The sequence below is a fragment of the Phytohabitans sp. LZ39 genome, from assembly GCF_059359075.1.
In genome coordinates this window covers 1-23,250 of sequence record NZ_JCADBM010000035.1, presented here as the reverse complement: position 1 = coordinate 23,250, position 23,250 = coordinate 1, and the positions used below count along the sequence as shown (strand labels likewise).

Annotated in this window: 19 protein-coding genes; 15 read left to right on the top strand and 4 right to left on the bottom strand. The window is 71.8% G+C overall.

Annotated features, from left to right (window positions below):
• The first annotated feature begins 67 nt into the window (after positions 1–67).
• A complete protein-coding gene (gene hflX, locus AC5L36_RS41880) occupies positions 68–1,459 on the top strand; it encodes a GTPase HflX (RefSeq protein ID WP_494909730.1) in 1,392 nt (463 codons plus the stop codon).
• 50 nt (positions 1,460–1,509) lie between these two features.
• Entirely contained in the window at positions 1,510–3,030 is a 1,521-nt protein-coding gene (locus AC5L36_RS41875; protein WP_441224378.1) for a hypothetical protein, read from the top strand.
• Between the two features lie 387 nt (positions 3,031–3,417).
• Here the strand turns inward: AC5L36_RS41875 and lexA are convergent, their stop codons facing one another.
• Positions 3,418–4,221 (bottom strand): transcriptional repressor LexA, encoded by an 804-nt coding sequence (gene lexA, locus AC5L36_RS41870; RefSeq protein ID WP_441224377.1) that lies wholly within the window; start codon positions 4,219–4,221, stop codon positions 3,418–3,420.
• A 289-nt stretch (positions 4,222–4,510) separates the two neighbouring features.
• Between lexA and AC5L36_RS41865 the strand changes: the two genes are divergently transcribed.
• The 3 genes from AC5L36_RS41865 to AC5L36_RS41855 all read left to right on the top strand — a co-directional run bounded on the left by AC5L36_RS41865 (position 4,511) and on the right by AC5L36_RS41855 (position 8,748).
• Positions 4,511–4,990, top strand: a complete 480-nt coding sequence (locus tag AC5L36_RS41865; RefSeq protein ID WP_441224376.1) for a LysM peptidoglycan-binding domain-containing protein — start codon at positions 4,511–4,513, stop codon at positions 4,988–4,990.
• Between the two features lie 350 nt (positions 4,991–5,340).
• Positions 5,341–5,865, top strand: coding sequence for a transcriptional regulator NrdR (nrdR, locus tag AC5L36_RS41860; protein ID WP_441224375.1), 525 nt, complete (start codon positions 5,341–5,343; stop codon positions 5,863–5,865).
• 51 nt (positions 5,866–5,916) lie between these two features.
• Positions 5,917–8,748, top strand: a complete 2,832-nt coding sequence (locus AC5L36_RS41855; RefSeq protein WP_441224374.1) for a vitamin B12-dependent ribonucleotide reductase — start codon at positions 5,917–5,919, stop codon at positions 8,746–8,748.
• Between the two features lie 49 nt (positions 8,749–8,797).
• On the opposite strand, the gene AC5L36_RS41850 is transcribed toward AC5L36_RS41855, so the two are convergent.
• Positions 8,798–9,247, bottom strand: coding sequence for a hypothetical protein (locus tag AC5L36_RS41850; RefSeq protein ID WP_441224373.1), 450 nt, complete (start codon positions 9,245–9,247; stop codon positions 8,798–8,800).
• A 238-nt stretch (positions 9,248–9,485) separates the two neighbouring features.
• Between AC5L36_RS41850 and AC5L36_RS41845 the strand changes: the two genes are divergently transcribed.
• The 4 genes from AC5L36_RS41845 to AC5L36_RS41830 all read left to right on the top strand — a co-directional run bounded on the left by AC5L36_RS41845 (position 9,486) and on the right by AC5L36_RS41830 (position 12,646).
• Positions 9,486–10,538: a DMT family transporter gene (locus tag AC5L36_RS41845; protein WP_441224372.1), complete on the top strand. Its 1,053-nt coding sequence runs from the start codon at positions 9,486–9,488 to the stop codon at positions 10,536–10,538.
• A 22-nt stretch (positions 10,539–10,560) separates the two neighbouring features.
• The gene (locus tag AC5L36_RS41840; protein ID WP_441224371.1) at positions 10,561–10,794 is read left to right on the top strand and encodes a C1orf53 family protein; all 234 of its coding nucleotides are present in this window, start codon (positions 10,561–10,563) and stop codon (positions 10,792–10,794) included.
• Between the two features lie 27 nt (positions 10,795–10,821).
• Positions 10,822–12,021, top strand: coding sequence for an L-2-hydroxyglutarate oxidase (gene lhgO, locus AC5L36_RS41835; RefSeq protein ID WP_441224370.1), 1,200 nt, complete (start codon positions 10,822–10,824; stop codon positions 12,019–12,021).
• A 70-nt stretch (positions 12,022–12,091) separates the two neighbouring features.
• Positions 12,092–12,646 carry a hypothetical protein gene (locus AC5L36_RS41830; protein WP_441224369.1) on the top strand — a complete coding sequence of 185 codons (555 nt, stop codon included), beginning with the start codon at positions 12,092–12,094 and terminating at the stop codon, positions 12,644–12,646.
• A gap of 249 nt (positions 12,647–12,895) precedes the next feature.
• Here the strand turns inward: AC5L36_RS41830 and AC5L36_RS41825 are convergent, their stop codons facing one another.
• Complete coding sequence (locus AC5L36_RS41825) at positions 12,896–13,582, bottom strand: iron-dependent transcriptional repressor DtxR (RefSeq protein ID WP_441224368.1); 687 nt, start codon at positions 13,580–13,582, stop codon at positions 12,896–12,898.
• A gap of 87 nt (positions 13,583–13,669) precedes the next feature.
• Here AC5L36_RS41825 and AC5L36_RS41820 point away from each other — a divergent pair, with 87 nt between their 5' ends.
• The 5 genes from AC5L36_RS41820 to AC5L36_RS41800 all read left to right on the top strand — a co-directional run bounded on the left by AC5L36_RS41820 (position 13,670) and on the right by AC5L36_RS41800 (position 20,929).
• The gene (locus tag AC5L36_RS41820) at positions 13,670–14,512 is read left to right on the top strand and encodes a sulfurtransferase (RefSeq protein ID WP_441224367.1); all 843 of its coding nucleotides are present in this window, start codon (positions 13,670–13,672) and stop codon (positions 14,510–14,512) included.
• Positions 14,470–15,759 carry a cytochrome P450 gene (locus AC5L36_RS41815; RefSeq protein WP_441224366.1) on the top strand — a complete coding sequence of 430 codons (1,290 nt, stop codon included), beginning with the start codon at positions 14,470–14,472 and terminating at the stop codon, positions 15,757–15,759. Before AC5L36_RS41820 ends, AC5L36_RS41815 begins: the two co-directional genes overlap by 43 nt.
• Positions 15,760–15,889: 130 nt before the next feature.
• Positions 15,890–17,020, top strand: coding sequence for an acetoin utilization protein AcuC (locus AC5L36_RS41810; RefSeq protein ID WP_441224422.1), 1,131 nt, complete (start codon positions 15,890–15,892; stop codon positions 17,018–17,020).
• Between the two features lie 534 nt (positions 17,021–17,554).
• Positions 17,555–20,092, top strand: a complete 2,538-nt coding sequence (locus tag AC5L36_RS41805; protein WP_441224365.1) for a bifunctional acetate--CoA ligase family protein/GNAT family N-acetyltransferase — start codon at positions 17,555–17,557, stop codon at positions 20,090–20,092.
• Between the two features lie 51 nt (positions 20,093–20,143).
• A complete protein-coding gene (locus AC5L36_RS41800; RefSeq protein ID WP_441224364.1) occupies positions 20,144–20,929 on the top strand; it encodes a methyltransferase domain-containing protein in 786 nt (261 codons plus the stop codon).
• On the opposite strand, the gene sigB is transcribed toward AC5L36_RS41800, so the two are convergent.
• On the bottom strand, positions 20,926–21,891 hold the full coding sequence (sigB, locus tag AC5L36_RS41795) for an RNA polymerase sigma factor SigB (protein ID WP_441224363.1): 966 nt from the start codon (positions 21,889–21,891) through the stop codon (positions 20,926–20,928). The two genes, AC5L36_RS41800 and sigB, sit on opposite strands and share 4 nt — an antisense overlap.
• A gap of 246 nt (positions 21,892–22,137) precedes the next feature.
• Here sigB and AC5L36_RS41790 point away from each other — a divergent pair, with 246 nt between their 5' ends.
• The gene (locus AC5L36_RS41790) at positions 22,138–22,926 is read left to right on the top strand and encodes a sporulation protein (RefSeq protein WP_441224362.1); all 789 of its coding nucleotides are present in this window, start codon (positions 22,138–22,140) and stop codon (positions 22,924–22,926) included.
• Positions 22,927–23,250 lie beyond the last annotated feature (324 nt).

Sequence of the window (23,250 nt, the reverse complement as noted above, 5' to 3'; positions counted from 1 at the left end):
TGACACCATGGAAGGCCGGACCAAACGGACACTCACCAGGGAGACCAGCTTGCAGGACGTCGTTCTCATGAGCGAAGACGCCACGACGGGCGAGCTGGAGCTTGAGGACCGCCACGCACTGCGCCGTGTCGCCGGCTTGTCGACCGAGCTCGCCGACGTCACCGAGGTGGAGTACAGGCAGCTGCGGCTCGAGCGCGTGGTGCTCGTCGGCGTGTGGACCGAAGGCACGATCACCGACGCGGAAAACTCGCTCACCGAGCTGGCCGCGCTCGCCGAGACCGCCGGTTCCCAGGTGCTCGAAGGTGTGATCCAGCGGCGCGGGCGGCCCGACCCGGCCACGTACATCGGGCGGGGCAAGGTCGACGAGCTGGGCTCGGTGGTCCAGTCGAGCGGCGCCGACACGGTGATCTGTGACGGCGAGCTCTCCCCGTCGCAGCTGCGCAACCTCGAGCAGCGCACCAAGGTCAAGGTGATCGACCGCACCGCGCTGATCCTCGACATCTTCGCCCAGCACGCCAAGAGCAAGGAGGGCAAGGCGCAGGTCGAGCTGGCCCAGCTGGAGTACCTGCTGCCCCGCCTGCGTGGTTGGGGCGAGGCGCTCTCCCGGCAGACCGGTGGCAGCGGCCGGGGTGGCGGCGCCGGCGGCGGCGTGGGCCTGCGCGGGCCCGGTGAGACCAAGCTCGAGACCGACCGCCGCCGCATCCGCACCCGCATCTCGAAGCTGCGCCGCGAGATCAAGGGCATGCGCACGGTACGTCGCACCATGCGCGCCAGTCGCGCCCGCAAATCCGTCCCCGCCATCGCCATCGCCGGATACACCAACGCCGGCAAGTCGAGCCTGCTCAATCGGCTGACCGGCGCGGGCGTGCTGGTGGAGGACGCGCTCTTCGCCACCCTCGACCCGACCACGCGGCGGGCCGAGACGCCCGACGGGCGGGTCTACACGCTCTCCGACACGGTCGGCTTCGTGCGCCATCTGCCGCACCAGATCGTCGAGGCGTTCCGCTCCACGCTGGAGGAGGTGGCCGAGGCCGACCTCGTCGTGCACGTGGTCGACGGTGCGCACCCCGACCCGGAGGAGCAGGTGCGCGCGGTGCGCGAGGTGCTCGCCGAGGTGGGCGCCGACGCGCTGCCCGAGCTGCTCGCGGTCAACAAGGTCGACGCGGCCGACGAGGAGACGCTGCTGCGGCTCAAGCGCACCTGGCCGGACGCGATCTTCGTCTCCGCCCGCACCGGGCGGGGCATCGACGAGCTGCGTGCGGCGATCGAGGCGCGGCTGCCGGTGCCGGCGGTGGAGCTGAGGGTCGTGGTGCCGTACGAGCGGGGCGAGCTGGTGTCCCGTATCCATCGACGGGGCGAGGTGCTCTCGTCCAGCCACACCGACCGCGGCACCGAGCTGCACGTGCGGGTCGACCAGGCACTCGCCGCTGAGTTGGCGCCGTTTGTGCACGCGGAGTGACGAAACATAGCGTTACCCACGGGATGCGCGCGGCGTGCGACACTGATCTGATGCGTCGTTTGGTGTCCTCGGTGGTGGTTGCGCTGGGCCTGGTCGGCACTGGTCTCGCCGCCTTCCCGGCGCCCGCTCTGGCGGCTGGTAAGAAGATCTGCACCATCCAGGATTCCAAGCTCGACGAGCTGTCCGGTCTGGTGACCACGAGCAGCGGATACATCGCGATCAACGACAGCAGTGAATCGTCCAACCGCAAGCGGGTCTTCTACCTCGACGGCAAGTGCGGCATCACCAAAAACGTGCAGTACACCGGCAACGGCCCCCGCGACACCGAAGACCTCGCGGTCTCACCCGACGCCAAGACGCTGTGGATCGCCGACACGGGTGACAACCCCGAGGCGAGCGAGCGGCGCAGCAGCGTCGCCTTGTGGAATATGCCGATCGGCGGCGGGTCGCGGCCGGTGCTCCACCGCGTGTCCTACCCGGGTGGCAAGCACTTCGACGCCGAGGCGCTGCTGATCGGCGCCAACAACACGCCGATCATCATCACCAAGACGGCGGGCAAGGCCGAGCTCTACAGCCCTTCGGCGGCGCTCAAGGCCAACAACGACACGCCTGTCCCGCTCAAGAAGGTGGGCGAGGTCACCCTGCCCAAGACGGAGACCAACAACCCGTTCGGTGCGGTCGGCCGGCTCACCGTCACCGGCGCCGCCCGCTCGCCCGACGGCAGCCGGGTCGTCCTGCGCACGTATGCCGACGCGTTCGAGTACGACGTGGCCGGCGGTGACGTGGTCAAGGCGCTCACCACCGGCGAGCCCCGCGCGACGGCGCTCGACAGCGACCAGTTCGGCGAGGCGATCACCTACAGCGCCGACGGCAAGACCTTCGTCACCGTCTCCGACCTGGGCAACCTTGGCGAAGACGCCAGCAACGACATGCTCCGGTACACGCCGTCGCAGAGCAAGCCGAAGGACACGGTCGCGGCCGAGGTGCAGGGCGGCGCCAGCGGCGCCAGCGAGCGTTCGTGGACCGACGACCTGACGATCGGCGACATCACCTACATGGTGGGCGCGATCGGCGTGGTCGGCGCGATCATGGTGGGCGCGGGCGTCTTCGGCATCATGCGGGCCCGCCGCCGCGCCCCCGGCGCGCCGCCCGCGCTCAAGGGCGGGCTCGGCCCGCGCGACGACCCCTCCGGCCCGACGATGGGCCGCCAGCCCGTGCCCGGCGCCACGGGCGTCGCCGCGGCGGCACCGGTCGACAAGAGCTTCGGATACGACGAGGCGAGCTGGGATCGCCGGCCGGGCGGCTACGACGACGGCTACCACTCGGGCCGCCCCGACGACGACTACCAGCCCGCCGGCACCACCTATGGTTCGGCCCGCCCCAAGTCCGGCGGCGTCTACGGCGGCGGTGGCGGCGGCAGCGTCTACGGCGGCGGTGGCGGGGGCAACGTCTACGGCGGCCAGGGCCGGGCGCCGCAGGAGAGCCCACCGGTCGTCGGCGGCGGCTACTCGTCGGGCGGCGTCTACGGCCGCCCGCAAGGCGGCATGTATCCGCCCGACGAGCCCTACTGACCCAAGGCCCAGATCCGAGCTACCGCGACGTCCCGTCGTGGTCCAGACCGTCGCGCGGGGGCCCCGGGGAAACGTGGAGCCCTTTGCCTGGCGGATGCGCGGCCCGCGGTGGAGGGGTGGTTGTCCACGATGCCTGTCGCCGCACAGGCGGCGAGGCGGCGAGATCGCAAACAAGGGCTTCGTCGCGCTGAGCAATCGCCGTCGCCATGTGCGCGGCCCAAGATTCGAGATCTTGGAGAGTTAGGGCGCCATATCAACCCTGACTGTCCTACATCTCGAAGTTCTTACCTGAGCCTGCTGACGCCGCGTCACCGATGGTGGCCGGCCCCCAGACCCCGCCCGCGAGGCGACAAAAGCAGGGATTTTGTCGCCTCGCGGCGCCTTACTTCACTTCACGCGGCGGAGGACGGCCACTACGCGGCCCAAGATGGTGGCGTCGTCGCCGGGGATCGGGTCGAAGGCTGGGTTTTGTGGCATCAGCCATACGTGGCCGTCTTTGCGGCGATACGTCTTCACGGTCGCCTCGCCCTCGATCATCGCGGCCACGATCTCGCCGGCGTTGGCGGTCGGCTGCTGGCGCACGACCACCCAGTCGCCGTCGCAGATCGCCGCCTCGACCATCGAGTCGCCCTTGACCTGGAGCATGAAGACCTCGCCCTCGCCGACCAGCTCGCGCGGCAGCGGGAAGACGTCTTCCACGGCCTGCTCGGCGAGGATCGGGCCACCGGCGGCGATGCGGCCCAGCATCGGCACGTACGCCGGGGTGGGGCGCGCCGCGCGGGCGGTCTCGTCGTCGAGCATCTCGCTGGGCGGCCGCACGTCGACCGCGCGCGGGCGGTTGGGGTCGCGGCGCAGGAAGCCCTTTCGCTCCAGCTCCTTCAGCTGGTAGGCCACGCTCGACGGAGAGACGAGCCCGACCGCCTCGCCGATCTCGCGCACGCTCGGCGGGTATCCGTAGCGCTCCACCCAGTCGCGGATGAACTCGAGGATCCGCCGCTGCCGTGCGGTCAGGTCGGCCGTCACCAGATCGGGGAAGGAGCTGACCACCGGCGTGACGGCGCGCAACTGGGGCGCGTCGGCGCTGCGGGACCGGGCCGGGCTGCGCCGCCGCGTGCCGGCGGTCGTCGCCGCGCCCTTGGTGCTCTTTTGCTGGGTCGGCGCTGGCCGTCCGCCTCGCTCGTCGGTGGGCACGGGTCTGTCCTCCCTGTTCGCGGTGGTGCGTCGCGGTGCGCGGTGGTGCTCACCCAATAGCTTGTCGCCCGGCCGGCCGCGTGTTTCGTGGGGATAGTGCCGCGGTGCCCCGGATCGGTGGACTCACCGTAACGGCAAGATTCGCCAGTTTCAAACATCTGTACGACCTGCGTGTCGGCGTGTCGTGTGTCAGGCCTCGACATCGCACAGATGTTCTGGTAGACCATCGTACGTCCGTTCGATCGAACTGCCGTTCGACCAGGGGTCGGGTCAATCGATGGGGGCCGCTATGCAGACGATGGAGGCACAGGCCACGATGGGTGCGACGCGCAGGCGTCCCACTCTCGCCCGGCCACCCGCGCCGGCGCTGCCCGGCGTGCTGGCGCTGGCGACCGCGGCCGGCGTGGTGCCCGCCCGAGCCGCGACGGCCGTCCACGGCGCGCGCGCCGCCGCCCGAGGTGCGGGTGGCACCCGCGGCGCGGCAAAGCCACGGTTGCGCCTCACCCGCCGCGGGCGGGTCGTGGTGTTCGCGCTCTTCCTGCTGCTCGCCGCCACCGCGGTCACCCTCGCGGCCACCGCCTCCCGTGCCGCCGACCCGTCCGGTCCGGCCGTCACGACGGTCGTCCAGCAGGACGACACCCTCTGGTCGATCGCCGAGCGCCACCACCTCAAGGGCGACCGCCAGGCGGTCATCGAGGAGATCCGTCGCCTCAACGGCCTCGACGACTACACCGTCTACGTCGGCCAGGAGCTCAAGCTCCCCAGCTGACCCAGCGGCCACTCCGCGCGCACCCTCGCTCGACGCGAGGGGCTGTCGCGTGTCCGCGGCCTGCCCCGACGCACCGGCGAAACCGGCCTGAGATCCACAACACGGCGACACCAAGCGGCAGGAATGACGTTGAGCTTGCGTCAGAGCGTCCGCTGGCCTAACGTCGAACCCCTAGATGTAGTAGTTACAAGGGTGTAAGTCGTCCACAGGTTGGGTTTCGCTCCACACAGCTTTCCCACACGTCATACACAGCCGTGTCCACAGGCCGTGGCGCTCGGCTGGGTATCAGCGTGCGCGAAAAGTTGTCGTAGGTGCCGCCTAGCCTGAGGGTGCTGAAGGGAGGTGTGTCGATGCGCTGTCCGTATTGTCGGCACGCCGACTCCCGGGTCGTCGACTCGCGAGAGGCCGACGACGGCCAGTTGATCCGCCGCCGCCGGGCGTGTCCCGAGTGCGGCAAGCGGTTCACGACCGTCGAGGAGGCGGTGTTGGCCGTTGTCAAGCGCAGTGGGGTGACCGAGCCCTTCAGCCGGACGAAGATCATCGGTGGCGTGCGCAAGGCGTGTCAGGGTCGGCCGGTCGACGAGGACGCGATCGCGCTCCTCGCGCAGAAGGTCGAGGAGACCGTCCGGGCGCGCGGCGCCGCCGAGATCCCCAGCCACGACGTGGGCCTGGCCATCCTGGGGCCGCTGCGCGAGCTGGACGAGGTGGCTTACCTGCGCTTCGCGAGCGTCTACCGGTCGTTCGAGTCACTGGGCGACTTCGAGCGGGAGATCGCGACACTGCGCGCAGCGGCCGCGGCTCGCGAGGGCGCTGGTCGAGCGGAGAGCGGCGGTCGCAGTCCGGTGCCAGAGCCGGCCGGCGGGCGTACCCAATAGGGCTCTGGGTTTTTGATCTTTAAGGTTTTGGGTTCCGAGGGGGCATTGACTATGTCGGGGGAAGGCGTGAGCGCAGGAAAGACGCGTGCGACGCGTAGCGCGACCGGGGGGCTGAAGGTCGAGCGGGTGTGGACGAGCGAGGGTGTCCACCCGTATGACGAGGTCGCCTGGGAGCGTCGTGACGTCGTGATGACCAACTGGCGCGACGGCTCGATCAACTTCGAGCAGCGGGGGGTCGAGTTCCCCGACTCCTGGAGCGTCAACGCGGCAAACATCGTGACGACCAAGTACTTCCGCGGCGCGGTCGGGACGCCGCAGCGGGAATGGTCGCTCAAGCAGCTCATCGACCGGGTGGTGAAGACCTACCGGGCGGCGGGAGAGCAGCACGGCTACTTCGCCACGCCGGCCGACGCCGAGATCTTCGAGCACGAGCTGACCTGGATGCTGCTGCACCAGGTGTTCAGCTTCAACTCGCCGGTCTGGTTCAACGTGGGCACGCCGTCGCCGCAGCAGGTCAGCGCCTGCTTCATCCTCGCCGTCGACGACTCGATGGACTCGATCCTCGACTGGTACAAGGAGGAGGGCCTGATCTTCAAGGGCGGGTCCGGCTCCGGCGTCAACCTGTCGCGCATCCGCTCGTCCAAGGAGCTGCTCTCCAGCGGCGGCACCGCGTCCGGCCCGGTCAGCTTCATGCGCGGCGCCGACGCGAGCGCCGGCACGATCAAGTCGGGCGGCGCCACGCGGCGCGCGGCCAAGATGGTGATCCTCGACGTCGACCACCCGGACATCGAGGAGTTCGTGGTCACCAAGGCGCGCGAGGAAGACAAGATCCGCGCCCTCCGCGACGCGGGCTTCGACATGGACCTCGGCGGCCGCGACATCGTCAGCGTGCAATACCAAAACGCCAACAACTCGGTCCGCGTCTCCGACGAGTTCATGCGCGCGGTCGACGAGGGCGCCAGCTTCGACCTGCGCGGCCGCCTCGACGGCTCGGTCGTGGAGACCGTCGACGCCAAAAAGCTCTTCGGCACGATCGCGCAGGCCGCGTGGGAGTGTGCCGACCCCGGCCTCCAGTACGACGACACGATCAACGACTGGCACACCTGTCCCGAGACCGGCCGCATCACCGCGTCCAACCCCTGCTCGGAGTACCTGCACCTGGACAACTCCTCGTGCAACCTCGCCTCGCTCAACCTCATGAAGTTCCTCCGGGCCGACGGTGGCTTCGAGGTGGAGAAGTTCGTGCGGTCGGTCGAGTTCGTGATCACCGCGATGGACATCTCGATCTGCTTCGCCGACTTCCCGACCGAGAAGATCGGGGTCACCACCCGGGCCTACCGCCAGCTCGGCATCGGCTACGCCAACCTCGGCGCGCTGCTGATGGCCTCCGGCCTGCCCTACGACTCCGAGGGTGGCCGCGCGGTCGCCGGCGCGATCACCTCGCTGATGACCGGCACCGCCTACCGCCGCTCGGCCGAGCTCGCCGGCGTGGTGGGCCCCTACGAGGGATACGCGCGCAACGCCGAGCCGCACAAGCGGGTCATGCGCAAGCACGCGGCCGCCAACGACGAGATCAAGCCGTCGCACCCGGTGGCCACCGCGATCGTCCGCGAGGCCACCAAGCAGTGGACCCAGGGCAACAAGATCGGCGACAAAAACGGCTGGCGCAACTCGCAGGCCTCGGTCCTCGCCCCCACCGGCACCATCGGCCTGATGATGGACTGCGACACCACCGGTGTGGAGCCCGACCTGGCGCTGGTCAAGTTCAAGAAGCTGGTCGGCGGCGGCTCGATGCAGATCGTCAACCAGACGGTCCCGCGCGCGCTCCGCTCCCTCGGCTACCCGGAGGAGCAGGTCGAGGCGATCGTCGAGCACATCTCCGAGCACGGCCACGTGGTCGACGCGCCGGGCCTCAAGACCGAGCACTACGGGGTCTTCGACTGCGCGATGGGCGAGCGTTCGATCGCGCCGATGGGCCACGTGCGGATGATGGCGGCGGTGCAGCCGTTCATCTCCGGCGCCATCTCCAAGACGGTCAACATGCCCGAGTCGGCCACCGTCGAGGATGTCGAGCAGATCTACTACGAGGGCTGGAAGCTCGGCCTCAAGGCGCTCGCCATCTACCGCGACAACTGCAAGGTCGGCCAGCCGCTGTCGGCGAGCTCGAAGAAGGCGGAGGTCGCCACCGCGGAGCCGGAGAAGGTCGTCGAGTACCGGCCGATCCGCAAGCGGCTGCCGAAGAAGCGCCCCTCGGAGACGGTCTCGTTCTCGGTCGGCGGGGCCGAGGGCTACCTCACCGCCTCGTCCTACCCGGACGACGGCCTCGGCGAGGTCTTCCTCAAGATGTCCAAGCAGGGCTCGACGCTGGCCGGCGTGATGGACGCCTTCTCGGTGGCGATCTCCATCGGCCTCCAGTACGGCGTGCCGCTGGAGACGTTCGTCAGCAAGTTCACCAACATGCGCTTCGAGCCGGCGGGCATGACCGACGACCCGGACATCCGCATGGCCGCCTCGGTGATGGACTACATCTTCCGGCGGCTGGCGCTCGACTTCCTGTCCTACGAGCGCCGGGCCGAGCTGGGCATCTTCACCGCCAAGGAGCGCGCCGCCCAGATCGCGGCCGAGGCCGAGGGCACGATCGACCTGGCCGGCATGGCCCAGTCCGCGCCGGTGTCGGCCCCGGTCCCGCCGCCGGCGTCCGTCTCCGACGAGGTGGCGGCGGCCAAGCCGGCGCCTAACGTGGGCTCGTCGACGGAGCTGCTGGAGGCCGTGATCGGCAAGGCGGCCGACGCGCCGCTCTGCTTCACCTGCGGCACCAAGATGCGGCCGGCGGGCAGCTGCTACGTCTGCGAGGGCTGCGGCTCCACGAGCGGCTGTAGCTGATCGCTCTCTGACGTGATGGCCGCCCCGGCCGGGGCGGCCATCACGCGTTTCAGGCGGTGCGGGTGAAGTACATGTGCCAGTTGGTCTCCCACTCCTTGCCGTCCAGGGAGAAGGCCTGCTGCCAGTGCGCCGCGTCACCCGTGATCTCGGACCAGACGAAGCGCACCTTCACCGGCCGCCCCTCGAACATGTCCGTGCCCATGAACTCGCCCACCCCGTCCACGAAGCGCCCCGTCACCGGCGGGTCCATGCGGCCGGTGCGGCTGCTCATCCAGTAGAGCGACCACATCTCCGTGTCCAGGTCGTAGACGCGGGCGGTGGCGCCGCGCCAGCCCTTCGTGGGGAAGGTGATCTCGTCGAAGTTGCCGGCGCCGTCGAAGAACGTGTGCGCCACCGAGCGCCCGGGGAACTCCTCCCACTCGTCGCTGCCGGCCAGCCGCTTCGTCAGGTAGCGGTTGGCAACGTCCCAGGTGCCGGTGAAGAAGTCGAAGTCATTCATGGAGGCATCATCCGGGGTGGTGACTGACAGCCAGTGGCAGGAATTAGCGCGACGTTTCCGCGGACACCGGCTAGGTTTGTCGCCGTGCATCTTGGCGTGCTTCCCCCTCCCGTCCGCTAAGCGCGGGCGGGTCCTTCACTGAGCCCCCACCGCCGGACCGGCTAGACGGTCCCGCGGTCGATGGCTGCCGCCCGCATTCCCAGCGGTCCTCGTCAGCCATCCACAGTGGAGTCTTCGCATGCCCGTCTTCTTCATCGTCATCGCCGCGGCCGCCTGGGGTACGGGTGGAGCCGTGGCCGCCCTTCTCTACCAGGACAGCGGCCTCGGCCCGATCGCCGTGTCGTGGTGGCGAATGACCATCGGCGTCATGGTCCTGGGCGCGGCCCTCGCGGTCCGGCGCCGCACGCTCCTCCCGCGTCGTTTCGTCCGGTCGCGCCGGGGCTGGGGGCGGCTCGCCGCCATCGGGGTGGGGCTGGCCGTCTACCAGAGCGCGTACTACGGTGCGATCGCGCACATCGGCCTCGCCGTCGGCACGGTCGTCACGCTGGGCGCCGGCCCGGTGCTGATCGCGTTCGGGGCGCGGGTCACGATGGGCGAGCGCATCGGCCGCGCCGGCACGGTCGCCGTCGCGCTCGCGCTCGCCGGCCTGGTCTTGCTGACCGGCGGCTCAGGCAGCGCCGGCACCCGGCCGGCGCTCGGCATCGGCCTGGCCCTCCTCTCCGCCGCCGGCTACGCGGTGGTCACCCTCCTGACCCGCGCCCGGGGTACCGGCGGGCAGCCTTACGACACGGCGCTCGCCGGCTTCGTGGTCGGCGGGGTGTGCCTCCTGCCGTTCGCGCTCGTGGAAGGGCTGGGCGGTGCCTACACGGCGGGCACGATCGGTTCGCTGCTCTACCTGGGGGCGGTGCCGAGCGCGCTCGCTTACGGCCTCTTCTTCGCCGGCCTGGCCCACGTGCGCGCGGCGACCGCCTCGGTCGTGACGTTGCTGGAGCCGGTGGTGGCGGCCGGGATCGCGGTGGCGCTGCTGGGGGAGCGGCTCTCCGGCGCCGCTGTGGCCGGCACGGTGGTGCTGCTGGCCGCGGTCGCGATCCTGGTGGCAACGGAAGACACACCAGCGGCGACCGAGCAGCTGAAGCCGGCCGAGCGGCCCGACGCCGCCGGGCGGCCCGAGGCGGCTGGGCGGCCCGAGGCGGCCGGGCGGTCCGAGGTGGCCGGGCGGCCTCAAAAGACCGAGCGGCCCACGAAGGCCGAGCGGACCGAGGCGGCCGAGCCTGAGCCGGTCGGCGGCTGAAACCGAACGATAGGGTCGGGGCGTGGACCGGCTCGCGCCCCGACCCTTGCACGAGCCCCACCCGTCCCGCCTACCCCTCGACCACCCCCGCCACGACGAGATCATCGCCGCGCACGACGCCGCCCTCGCCGCGGACGAGGCGGGGTACCTCGACCCGGACACCGGCCTCTTCGTGCTCACGGCGAGCTTCCACGCCAAGCGCGGCACCTGCTGCGGCCGCGGCTGCCGCCACTGTCCGTACGTCGACAGTCCGTAGATCGGCAACCCGCGCTACTGTCCCGCCATGGCGAAGTTTGTCGTGGTGGGGGCCGGGATCGTGGGCCTCGCGGTCGCGCACCGGATCACCCAGGATTTCCCGGACGCGCAGGTGACCGTCCTGGAGAAGGAGGAGCGGGTCGCCACCCACCAGACCGGCCACAACTCCGGCGTGATCCACGCGGGCGTCTACTACAAGCCGGGCAGCCTCAAGGCGACCCTCTGCCGGGCTGGTTCGCGGTCGATGGTGGAGTTCTGTGCCGAGCACGGCATCCGCCACGAGGTGTGCGGCAAGCTGATCGTCGCCACCAGCGAGGAGGAGCTGCCCCGCCTGCGCGCGCTGCACGAGCGTGCCGCCGCCAACGGCCTCCCGGTCAAGCTGATCGGCAAGGAGGAGGCCGCGGAGTACGAGCCGCACGTCAACTGCGTCCAGGCCCTCCACGTGGCCTCGACCGGCATCGCCGACTTCGCCGCGGTGTGCGAGACCCTCGCCGCGCTCGCCGAGAAGGCGGGTGCCGAGGTGCGCTTCGGCGCCAAGGTGACCGGCATCGTCGCCCGCGACGACCGGCAGATCATCGAGACGACGGTGGGCGACGTGCGCGCGGACGTGCTCGTCAACTGCGCCGGCCTGCACGCCGACCGGGTGGCGCGGCTGGCCGGGGTGGACCCGCCGGCGCGCATCATCCCGTTCCGCGGCGAGTACTACGAGCTTCGCCCCGAGCGGCGCGACCTCGTGCGCGGCCTGATCTACCCGGTGCCCGACCCGCAGTTCCCGTTTCTCGGCGTGCACCTGACCCGCATGGTCGACGGCACCGTCCACGCTGGACCGAACGCGGTGCTCGCGCTCGCCCGCGAGGGCTACACGTGGCGCAGGGTCAACCCGCGCGACATCGCCGACTTCGCCGCCTACTCCGGACTGTGGCGGCTGGCCCGGCGCCACCTCGGCTACGGCCTGACCGAGGTGCGCCGCTCACTGTCCAGGCGCCGCTTCGCGCAGAGCCTGGCGCGCCTGGTGCCGGAGGTCGGCGAGGGCGACCTGGTGCGCACGGAGGCGGGTGTGCGGGCGCAGGCGATCGCGCCGGACGGTGCGCTTGTCGACGACTTCCTGATCGTGGCGCGCGAGCGGCAGGTACACGTGCTCAACGCCCCCTCGCCCGCCGCCACCAGCTCCCTCGAGATCGCAAAACACATCGTGTCGCACCTTCCGGGCTTTCCTGCCGCCGCCTGAGGCCCTATCGTGGCCCACGAACTTTGACCCGGTACCGGCAAGGCTGCCGCGAACCAGGAGGGCCACACCCGTGCGGACCCGTGCGCGACGCTTCGGCGCGAGCCTATTGCTGCTGCTCCTCGCCGGCTGTGGCACGGAGGCGTCCGCCGACACACCGCCCGCGCCGCCGCCGGTGGCGCCCGACATCCCCGCGGCCGCCGCGGGTGGCGTGTGCCAGCTGCTCGACTACGTGCTGATCGAGCGGATCGTCGGCGTCAAGTTCGACATCGCCGCCGCGCAGAAGGTCGACAAGACCTACACCTGCGCGGTGCAGTCGATGGGCGCGCCCCGCCCCGACCTGGTGCTGTCGGTGACGGTGACGCAGGCCGACGCCGAGGTCTTCAAAGAGGAGCTGATCCCCGAGGGCGGCGCGGCCGTCAGCGGCCTGGGCAAGGCCGCCTACCGCCAGATCCGGGGCGCCGGCGGCAGCGCCGGCCCGGGCGTCGAGGTCGGCTGGCTGACCGCCGACGCGCGCCTGATCGTCCTCCGCTACACATCCGCGCCCGGCGATCCCAAGTCGGCCGCGGACGCGCTCGCCCCCAAGCTCATCGCCCTCGCGAAGGAAATCAACCAGACAAGCGTATAGAGCAAATTTCCCGGGCCGCGTCAGCTGGAGACCGCCGCTCCCGCCGGAGACCGCGGCGGCCGGCGGCTCGCAGAGCGAGCCGAAATCCCCGCCCCCCGCTGCCACGTCCGCGCGACAAGCCCAACCCCGGCGGCTCGCCCCGAGCCCCCCAATAGGGCAGCCGTATCACCGTCTGGACGGGTATACGGGAGCCCTCCTCATCTCCGGCTTTGAAATGGATCTTCTCGGACGAGGCGGAAGAAGGTCGGGTTAGCGGGCGGCGACGAAGACGCGGGACGCCACCTCGCGGGGGAGGCGGACCTTGTCGCCGGAGCGGTCGATCGTCACGCCGTCGCGCTCCTGTGCGACGGTGACCGTCACGCCCGGGTCGACGCCCGCCGCGTGCAGCTGGCGGAGCACGTCGGCGTCGGTTTGGACGCTCTCGCAGATGCGCCGCACCACCACCTGGCCGACGAGGCCGGGGAACGCGAGGTTGCGCTCGCCGCCGTCTTCACCACCGGCGGCCGGGGTCGCGCCGTTGCCGAGCGCGTCGAGGCCGGGGATGGGGTTGCCGTACGGCGAGCGGGTGGGGCGGTTGAGCAGCTCGTAGACCTTCTTTTCCACCGTGTCGCTCATCACGTGCTCCCACCGGCAGGCCTCCTCGTGGGCATCCTCGTAAGGCATGCCGATCACGTTGACCAGGAGGAGCTCGGCCAGGCGGTGCTTGCGCATGACGGACACGGCGTGGGCCCGACCGGAGTCGGTGAGCAGCAGGTGCCGGTCGCCCTCCACGGTGAGCAGACCGTCGCGCTCCATGCGGGCGACCGTCTGGCTGACGGTGGGGCCGCTCTGGTGCAGCCGCTCGGCGATGCGCGCACGCAGCGGCGGCACACCCTCCTCTTCGAGCTCGAGGATGGTCTTCAAATACATTTCGGTGGTATCGACCAAGTCGTTCACGGCGCAGCCCTCCCTCGCACATGCTACCCCTGCGAGACGGCGCGGCCTGTCCCGCAGTAGCAGCCTGGCGGTGGTTGACTGGACCGCGTGGCCGTACGCGAAGACTTTATCGTGCACCCCTCCGAGCTCGCGAGCGAGCTGAGCAAGCTCAGCACGCTGGAAACACCGACGCTTCTCGACGTGCGCTGGCGGCTCGCCGGCCCGCCCGGCCGCGACGACTACACGGCCGGGCATCTTCCCGGTGCCGTCTTCCTCGACCTCGACGCCGACCTCTGCGGCCCGCCCGGCAAGGGCGGACGCCACCCGCTGCCCGACCCCGACGACCTCCAGCGCGTGCTGCGGGCCGCCGGCGTGCGGGCCGGTCACCCCGTCGTCGTGTACGACCTCGGCGACGGCGTCCCCGCCGCCCGCGCCTGGTGGACGCTGCGCTGGGCGGGGCACGAGTCGGTGCGGGTGCTCGACGGCGGGTTCCCGGCCTGGGTGGCGGCCGGTCTGCCGGTCACCGCCGAGCTGCCCGAGCCCGAGCCGGGCGACTTCACCGTGCGGCCGGGCGGCATGCCGGTGCTCGACGCGGCGCAGGCTGGCCGCCTGGCCAGCGAGGGCGTGCTGGTCGACGTGCGGGCGGCGCCGCGCTACCGGGGCGAGGTCGAGCCGATCGACCCGGTCGCCGGCCACATCCCCGGCGCGGTCAACCTCCCGACCACCGACCATGTGGAGGCCGACGGCCGGCTGCGCGACGCCGATGCCCTCCGGTCCCGGTTCGCCGAGGTCGGTGTCGACGACGGGGTGCGCGTCGGCGCGTACTGCGGCTCCGGGGTGACCGCGGCGCACACCGTGCTCGCGCTCAACCTGGCTGGCCGCACCGACGCCGCGCTCTATGTGGGGTCGTGGAGCGAGTGGATCACGGACCCCGACCGCCCCGTGGCCTGAACCCGCTGGCGCTCCTCGCGCGGGCCCGGCGCCGGGGCACCGTGGCCCGGCTGGGGGTGCCCGGCGCCCGCGTCTACCTGGTCAGCGATCCCGCCGCCATCCAGGAGGCGCTGACCCGCACCCAGCGGGAGTACGCGAAGGGCGTGGGCCGCCGCGGCCGCGAGCCGCTCAAGCGGGTGCTCGGCGACGGCCTGCTGACCAGCCCGCCCGACCTGCACCGCCAGCAGCGGCGGCTGGTGCAGCCGCTGTTCCACCGGGAGGCCGTGGCCGGATACGCGGAGACGTTCACCGCGCTGGCCGGGGCGGCGGCCGCCGGGTGGCGCGACGGCGAGGTGCGCGACGTGCACCGCGACATGACCGCGCTGACGCTCGCGATCGTCGCGCGCACGGTCTTCGACGCCGAGGTCGGCGACGCCGCGGTCACCACGGTCAGCCGCGCGCTCGCCCGCAACCAGCGGGCTCTTCGCCGCGAGATCCTTCCCGGCGGTACCCTCCTGGACCGGCTGCCATTGCCGGCGACCCGGCGGTGGCGCGCGGACAGCGCGGCGGTCGATGCCGTGGTCTATGGGTTGATCGAGGCCCGGCGTGCCGAGCCGGGCGTGGCAAGCTCCGATCCGAGGAGCCCAGCGAGCGAAGCGAGCGCGGCCGGCTCACCGCGCGACCTGCTCAGCCTGTTGCTCGCCACCGGCATGCCCGACCGGCTGATCCGCGACGAGGCGCTGACCCTGCTGCTGGCCGGGCACGAGACCACGGCGAACGCGCTGGCGTGGACGTTCGCGCTGCTGTCGCACGACCCGGCGGCGCAGGAGCGGATCGCGGGCGGCGACCGGGCGTTCACGGCGGCGGTGGTGCGCGAGTCGCTGCGCCTCTACCCGCCGGCGTGGGCGATTTGGCGCCACCTCGTCGAGGCGCGCGAGGTGGGCGGTCGGCGGCTGCCGGCCGGCGCGACGCTCATCCTCAGCCCCTGGGTGATGCACCGCGACCCGGCGTGGTGGCCCGAGCCGGAGCGCTTCCTCCCCGAGCGGTGGCTGGACGGCCCGCCGCCGGAGCGATACGCGTACTTCCCGTTCGGCAGCGGGCCCCGGCAGTGCGTGGGCAACGAGTTCGCCGAGCTGGAGGCGACCCGCGTCACCGAGGCCGTCTGCGCCCGCTGGGTGCTCGCCCCCGCGGGCCCGGTCGTGCCGCAGCCGTTGATCACGCTCCGTCCGCGCCACGGCGTGCCGGTCCTGCTCCGCGTGCGACGATGAGCCGATGAGCGGGAGTCGTGAGGCTACGGGCCTGGGCCACGACGGCGGACGAGCGCCGAGCGACGGAGCGTCGGTAGGCGGAGTGCACGGCGCTCTGGTGGTGTGGGACGAGGCGCTGCTGGCGTACGACATGGGCGACCACCCGCTCGACCCCGTCCGCGTCGAGCTGACCATCGCACTCGCCCGCGAGCTGGGCGTCCTCGACCGCCCGGGAGTGCGTGTGGTGGCGCCCAAGCCGGCCGACGACGCCGCGCTCACCCGCGTGCACCGGGCCGACTACATCGAGGCGGTCCGCGCCGCGCCGGACGACCCGTTCTTCTCCGGCTGGGGGCTCAACACACCGGACAACCCCGTCTTCGACGGCATGCACGAGGCGAGCGCGCTGGTCTGCGGCGCCACCCTCGCGGCCGCCGAGGCGGTGTGGCGCGGCGAGGTGCGGCGGGCGGTCAACGTCGCCGGCGGGCTGCACCACGCGATGCCCGCGCGGGCGGCTGGCTTCTGCGTGTACAACGACCCGGCCGTCGCCATCGCCCGGATGCTCGACCTGGGCGCCGAACGCGTCGCGTACGTCGACATCGACGTGCACCACGGCGACGGCGTGCAGACGATCTTCTACGACGACCCGCGGGTGCTCACGGTCAGCCTGCACGAGACGCCGCTCGCGCTGTTTCCCGGCACCGGCTTCCCGGAGGAGACCGGCGGCGAGGGCGCCGAGGGCACGTCGGTCAACGTCGCGCTCCCGCCCGGCACCGCCGACACTGGCTGGCTGCGCGCGTTTCACGCGGTGGTGCCGTCCGTGCTGCGCGCGTTCCGGCCGCAGGTGCTCTTCACCCAGTGCGGCGCCGACAGCCACCGCCTCGACCCGCTCGCCGACCTGCGCCTGTCGGTCGACGGGCAGCGGGCCGCCCACCTGGCCCTGCGCGCCCTGGCCGACGAGCTGTGCGAGGGCCGGTGGATCGCGACGGGCGGCGGCGGGTACGCGCTCGTCGAGGTCGTCCCGCGGACCTGGACCCACCTGCTCGCGGCCGCCACGGGCGACCCGATCGAGCCGGCGACCCTCACCCCGCTGGGCTGGCGCGCACTGGCCAAGCGCCGCCGCCCGCAGCGTGAGGTGCCGCTGCGGATGACCGACGACGCCGACGTGTCACACCGGCCGTGGCAGCCGGAGAGCGAGCCCGACGCCGTCGACCGCGCCATCATGGCCACGCGCAAGGCCGTCTTCCCCCTCCACGGCCTCGACCCGCACGACCCGCGCGACTAGTGCGGTGGCCCAACGTTTGTGGCCACCGCCCGAATCCCCTTGTTTAGACAGAGATTTGAGCTACCGCGACGTCCGTCGTGGTCCGGACCGTTGCTCCCGCGGCCTCACCCGTCCGCCGTTGGTCGCGCTCACCCCTGCGCGCAACCGGCGGGAGGAAAGGGGGTTGTCGTCGCCGCGTGTAACGGCCACGAGGGTGTGAGCGGCGCGAGGTTCGAGATCTCGAAGTCTGGTCCGTTTGGCTGGTTACGTTGCGTCAGGGTGGCGCGGGTGGGGCCGCGTAGACCCGCTCGGGCTTGTCTCGCGGAGCTGGCAGTGGACGGCCGGGGGTTTCGGCGAGCGCTGCGAGCCGCCGGCCGGGAGCGGTGCCCGCGGGAGCATACGGTCCGCCGCTGACGCGGACGTGGGCAAATTTGCCTTGAAGCAACGCCACGACGAGCGGCGACCCTGACCCCGAAAGGTCTCTAAAGAACGGTGTGACGACTTCCCGCCCGCGATAGTCGAGCCCGCGGCGGCCGGCGAGGCGATGATGGAGGCGTGATCCGGGACCGGTCGGCCGACGTGTTGCTGAGTGACGGCTCGACCGTCCACCTGCGCCAGATCCGGCCGGAGGACGCGGCCGGGATCGTCGCGATGCACTCGCGCTTCTCCGAGCGCACCCGCTACCTGCGCTACTTCTCGCCCTACCCGCGGATCCCCGAGCGCGACCTCCAGCGCTTCGTCAACGTCGACCACCACGCCCGCGAGGCCTTCGTCATCGAGACCGGCGGCCGGATCCTCGCGGTCGGTCGCTACGAGCGGCTGGGGCCGGAGGCGGCCGAGGCCGAGGTGGCGCTCGTCGTAGAGGACGCCTACCAGGGGCGCGGCGTCGGGTCGGTGCTGCTGGAGCACTTGGCCGCCGCGGCGCGGGATGCCGGCGTGAGCCGGTTCGTGGCCGAGGTGCTGCCGGAAAACTCCACCATGCTGCGGGTCTTCGCCGACGCCGGCTACCAGATCCAGCGCCAGTACGCGGACGGCGTCGTCCATCTCACGTTCCCGATCGCGCTGACCGAGCAGTCGCTCGAGGTGCAGTGGCGGCGGGAGCAGCGGGCCGAGGCGCGCTCGATCGCCCGCCTGCTCAGCCCGCGCGGTGTCGCCGTGTACGGCGCGAGCGCGAGCGGCCACGGCATCGGCGCGGCGATTCTCGGCCACCTGCGCGACGGTGGCTTCACCGGTCCGATCCACCCGATCCACCCCAGCGCCGGTGCGGTGGGCGGCCTGCCCGCCCTGCGCTCGGCGCGCCTGGCCGAGGGCATCGACCTCGCCGTGGTGGCGGTGCCGCCGGAGGCGGTGCCCGGCGTGGTCGACGACGCGGCCGCCGCCGGCGTGCACGGGCTCGTCGTGGTCTCGGCCGGCTTCGCCGAGACGGACACCGAGGCCGGCGCCGCCGCCGAGCGCGAGCTCACCCGGGCGGCGCACGCGGCGGGCATGCGGGTCGTCGGCCCCAACTGCCTCGGCGTGGCCAACACCCACGACGGGGTACGCCTCAACGCCACCCTCTCCCCGCGCCTCCCGCTGCCCGGCCGCGCCGGCTTCTTCAGCCAGTCGGGCGCGCTGGGCGTCGCGCTTCTCGCCGAGGCGGACCGGCGCGGGCTGGGGCTGTCGAGCTTCGTCTCGGCCGGCAACCGCGCCGACGTCTCCGGCAACGACCTGCTCCAGTACTGGGAGGACGACCCGGCGACCGACGTGATCCTGCTGTACCTGGAGAGCTTCGGCAACCCGCGCAAGTTCGCCCGGCTGGCCCGCCGGATCGGCCGCACCAAGCCCATCGTCGCGGTCGCCTCAGCCGCCCGCGGGCTCTCCCGGTCGCGCTCGCCGGGCGACCGGCGCGATCCGGCCACCGGGCCAGACCGCGACGGGGTGGCCGCGCTCTTCGCGCACGCCGGCGTGATCCGGGTCGACACGGTGGCCGAGCTCTTCGACGTCGGCGTGCTGCTGGCGCACCAGCCGCTGCCGGCCGGCCGGCGGGTGGGCATCGTGGGCAACTCCACCGCGCTCACCCGCCTCGCCGCGGCCGCCTGCGCGGACGGCGGGCTGGCCGTGGCCGAGGGGTACCCGCGGCACGTGCCGCCCCAGGCCGGCGCGAACGAGTTCGGCGACGCGCTTGCCGAGGCGTCCACCGACGGGGGAGCGGACGCGCTCGTCGTGGTCTTCGCGCCGCCCGTGCCGGGCCAGCTGTCCGATGAGGACGCCGACTTCGCCACCGCCTTGGCGAGCGTGGCGCTGGCCGGTGACAAGCCGACCGTCGTCACGTCCCTTGTGGACAAGATGCCGGCCGGCGTGCCGGCCTACCCGTCGGTGGAAGAGGCGGTGCGGGCCCTCGCGCGCGTCTCCGGGTACGCCGACTGGCTGCGCCGTCCACCCGGGACTGTCCCCGAAGTGGCCACAGTGGACTCGTTCGACGTCCTTACCGCGTACGGCATCGACGTCGTCCCCTCGCTGCCGGCCGAGTCGGCGGAGGAGGCGGTCGCGGCGGCCGACCGGCTCGGCTACCCGGTGGCGCTCAAGTCGGCCGGCGAGGCGCTGCGCCACCGGCTCGACCTCGGCGCGGTCCGCCTCGACCTGACCGACGAGTCAGCCGTCGCGCGGGCCTACACGGAGATGGCCGGCAACTTCGGACCGGGCGTGCTGGTGCAGGCGATGGTCCCGGCGGGCGTGGCCTGCGTGGTCGAGCTGGTGGAGGATCCGGCCTTCGGGCCGGTGGTGGGCTTCGGGTTGGGCGGCGTGGCCACCGAACTGCTCGGCGACCGGGTGTGGCGGCCGGCCCCGCTGACCGACCGCGAGGCCGCCGCGATGGTCGACGAGCCGCGGGCGGCGCCGCTGCTGCGCGGCTACCGGGGCGCCGAGCGGGTCGACCGGGAGGCACTGGCCCAGCTGCTGATCCGGGTGGGGCGGCTGGCCGACGAGCGCCCCGAGGTGCGCGAGCTGCGGCTCAACCCGGTGCTGGCGCGCGCCGACGGGCTGTCGGTGTTGCACGCCGAGCTGGTGCTCGGCCCACCCACCGACCGCCCCGACACCGCACCGCGCCGTCTCTGATACTGGGATAGGGCTCCCATATCGTGGGCGGCCGGCGTTAGCGTGCGGGTCATGGCGACGTACACGCACGGGCATCACGAGTCGGTCCTGCGATCGCACCGGTGGCGCACGGCGGAAAACTCCGCGGCCTACCTGCTCGGCCACCTTGCGCCCGGCCTGGACGTGCTCGACGTGGGGTGCGGCCCGGGCACGATCACGGCCGACCTGGCGAGGCTCGTCGCGCCCGGCCGGGTGACCGCGGTCGACACGTCCGAGGCGGCGCTGGAGGAGGCCCGCCGGGCGGCCGGCCCAGCCGGCGTCGAGTTCGCGGTGGCCGACGTGCACGCGCTCGACTTCCCGGACGCGTCGTTCGACGTCGTGCACGCCCACCAGGTGCTCCAGCACGTGGAGGACCCGGTGGCCGCGCTCCGCGAGATGCGCCGGGTGTGCCGACCGGGCGGGATCGTGGCCGCGCGCGACTCCGACTACGCGGCGATGACCTGGTATCCCGAGACGCCCGAGCTGGACACCTGGCTGGCCCTCTACCGCGACGTGGCCCGGCGCAACGGCGGTGAGCCGGACGCGGGGCGGCGGCTGCACGCGTGGGCGCGGCAGGCCGGCTTCGCCGACATCACCGCGACGGCGTCGGTGTGGTGCTTCGCCTCGGACGAGGACCGGGCCTGGTGGAGCGGCATGTGGGCGGAGCGGATCACGCACTCGGCCATCGCCACCCAGGCGCTCGCGGCCGGGTACCCGCAAAGCAAGCTGGACCACATCGAGGAAGGCTGGCGGAAATGGGGCGCCGTGGAGGACGGCTGGTTTGCCATCCTCCACGGCGAAGTGATCTGCCGGCCCTAGCTGGCGTACGCCTCCAGGCGCTTGGCCCGGGACGGGTGGCGGAGCTTGAGCAGGGTGACCTTCTCGATCTGGCGGATCCGCTCGCGGGAGAGGCCGAACTCGCGGCCCACCTCGTCGAGCGTGCGCTGGCGGCCGTCGTCGAGGCCGAAGCGGAGGCGGATGACCGCCTGCTCCCGCTGGGAGAGCGTGGCGAGCACGATCTCGACCTCGCTGCGCAGCTCGCCCTGCGCGACGCTGTCGGCCGGCTCCGCGCGCGGGTCGACACCGGCGACGAAGTCGCCGAGCGCGCTCTCGCCGTCTTCACCCACGGCCTGGTCGAGGCTGACCGGCTCGCGGTCGTACGAGATCAGCTCGATCACCTGGAACTCCGGCACGCCCATCGCCTTGGCCACCTCGGCGATCGTGGGCTCGCGGCCGAGCGTGGTGCTGAGGTCGCGGCGGGCGCGCACCATGCGGTTGACCTGCTCCACCATGTGCACCGGGATGCGGATGGTGCGGGCCTGGTCGGCCATGGCGCGGGTGATGGCTTGGCGGATCCACCAGGTGGCGTAGGTGGAGAACTTGTAGCCCTTGGTGTAGTCGAACTTTTCGACGGCGCGGATGAGGCCGAGGTTGCCCTCTTGGATGAGGTCGAGGAAGGCCATGCCACGGCCGGTGTACCGCTTGGCGATGCTGACCACCAGCCGCAGGTTGGCCTCGAGCAGGTGGTCCTTTGCCGCGCGACCCTCGACAGCGACGGTCGCCAGGTCTTCCCGTATGGCCGGCGAGAGCGTCGCGTCCGCGAGCTTCTCCTCGGCGAAGAGCCCCGCCTCGATGCGCTTGGCCAGCTCGACCTCCTGAACGGCGGTGAGCAGCTTGGTCCGACCGATACCGTTCAGATACGCCCGGACCAGGTCGGCCGACACTCCCCGCTCGTCGGTGGCGTCGAGGTCGGCATCGAGGGTGAGCTCGTTGTCGTTCATTTGCAGGACCACCTTTAGTCGCCTCCCCGCGTCGACAGATGGCACGCGTCCCAGCTGCCCGAGTGGCGCTGGTGAGAAAAGCTTGGCGGTCGGGGCGTGAAGCGGGAGTGAGGCGGACGCTCCGTGGCACTAATCCGGTAGTTGATTAGCCCGGGGTACACCTTTTAGGGGAAATGTCGGCGGTTGCTGCCTGGAGTTAGTGTGCTGGAGTTGCGATAGCTCCAACCCCCGATCCGGGAGGACGACGTGGTCTTCAAGCGCATGTTGCAGGCGATGGGTGTGGGAGGCCCGTCGGTCGAGACGGTGCTCAGCAACCCCAACTGCCGGCCGGGCGGCTACCTGGAGGGTCAGGTGCACGTGGTCGGTGGCGACCACGCGGTCGACATCGAGTACGTGGCCGTCGGGCTGGTCACGCGCGTAGAGGTGGAGAGCGGCGACTCGGAGTACGACACGACCCAGGAGTTCCACCGCCAGCGGCTGACCGGCTCGTTCCGGCTCAACCCGGGCGGCCGCCACGACGTGCCGTTCCGCTTCGACGTGCCGTGGGAGACCCCGATCACCGAGCTCTACGGGCAGCACCTGCACGGCATGACCATGGGCCTGCGCACCGAGCTCGAGGTGGCCCGCTCGGTCGACAAGGGCGACCTCGATGCCGTGGCCGTGCACCCGCTGCCCGCCCAGGAACGCATCCTCGACGCCCTGCTCAGGCTGGGTTTCCGCTTCAGCAAGGCCGACGTCGAGCGCGGCCGCATCCGCGGCGTGCAGCAGTCGCTGCCGTTCTACCAGGAGATCGAGTTCTACCCGGCGCCCCAATACGCGCGCGCCTTCAACCAGCTCGAGGTCACCTTCCTGCCCACGCCGCACCAGCTACAGGTCGTGCTGGAGCTCGACAAGCGCGGCGGCCTCTTCACCGAGGGCCAGGACGCGTTCGGCCGCTTCACGGTCGACTACGCGGGGGCCGAGCAGGCCGATTGGGCCGGCCAACTGGACGCGTGGCTCCGCCAGTCAGCTCAACGCCGGGGGCTGTTCTTCTAAATCTCGCCGAGGTCGTCGGGCCCGGGAGGATCACACTTCAAAGACGGAGACATTGAGCTACCGCGATGTCCGCGGTGGTCCGGACCGCTGCTCCCGCGGCCCCACCCGTCCGCTGTTGGTCACCCCCGCACAGGGTGGGCCGGCCTCGCCGGCCACCGTCTGTGACGCGGCGTCAGCAGGTTCAGGTAGGAAACGTCGAGATCTAGGTGTACTGCCCACGGACGTTGGTGACACGGGGATCTTGAAAGGGTGAGGACCTCCTCGGTAGGTGTGGAGCTACCACAACAGCCGCACCATCCGAGGGAGGTCCTCGTGCCCCACCGT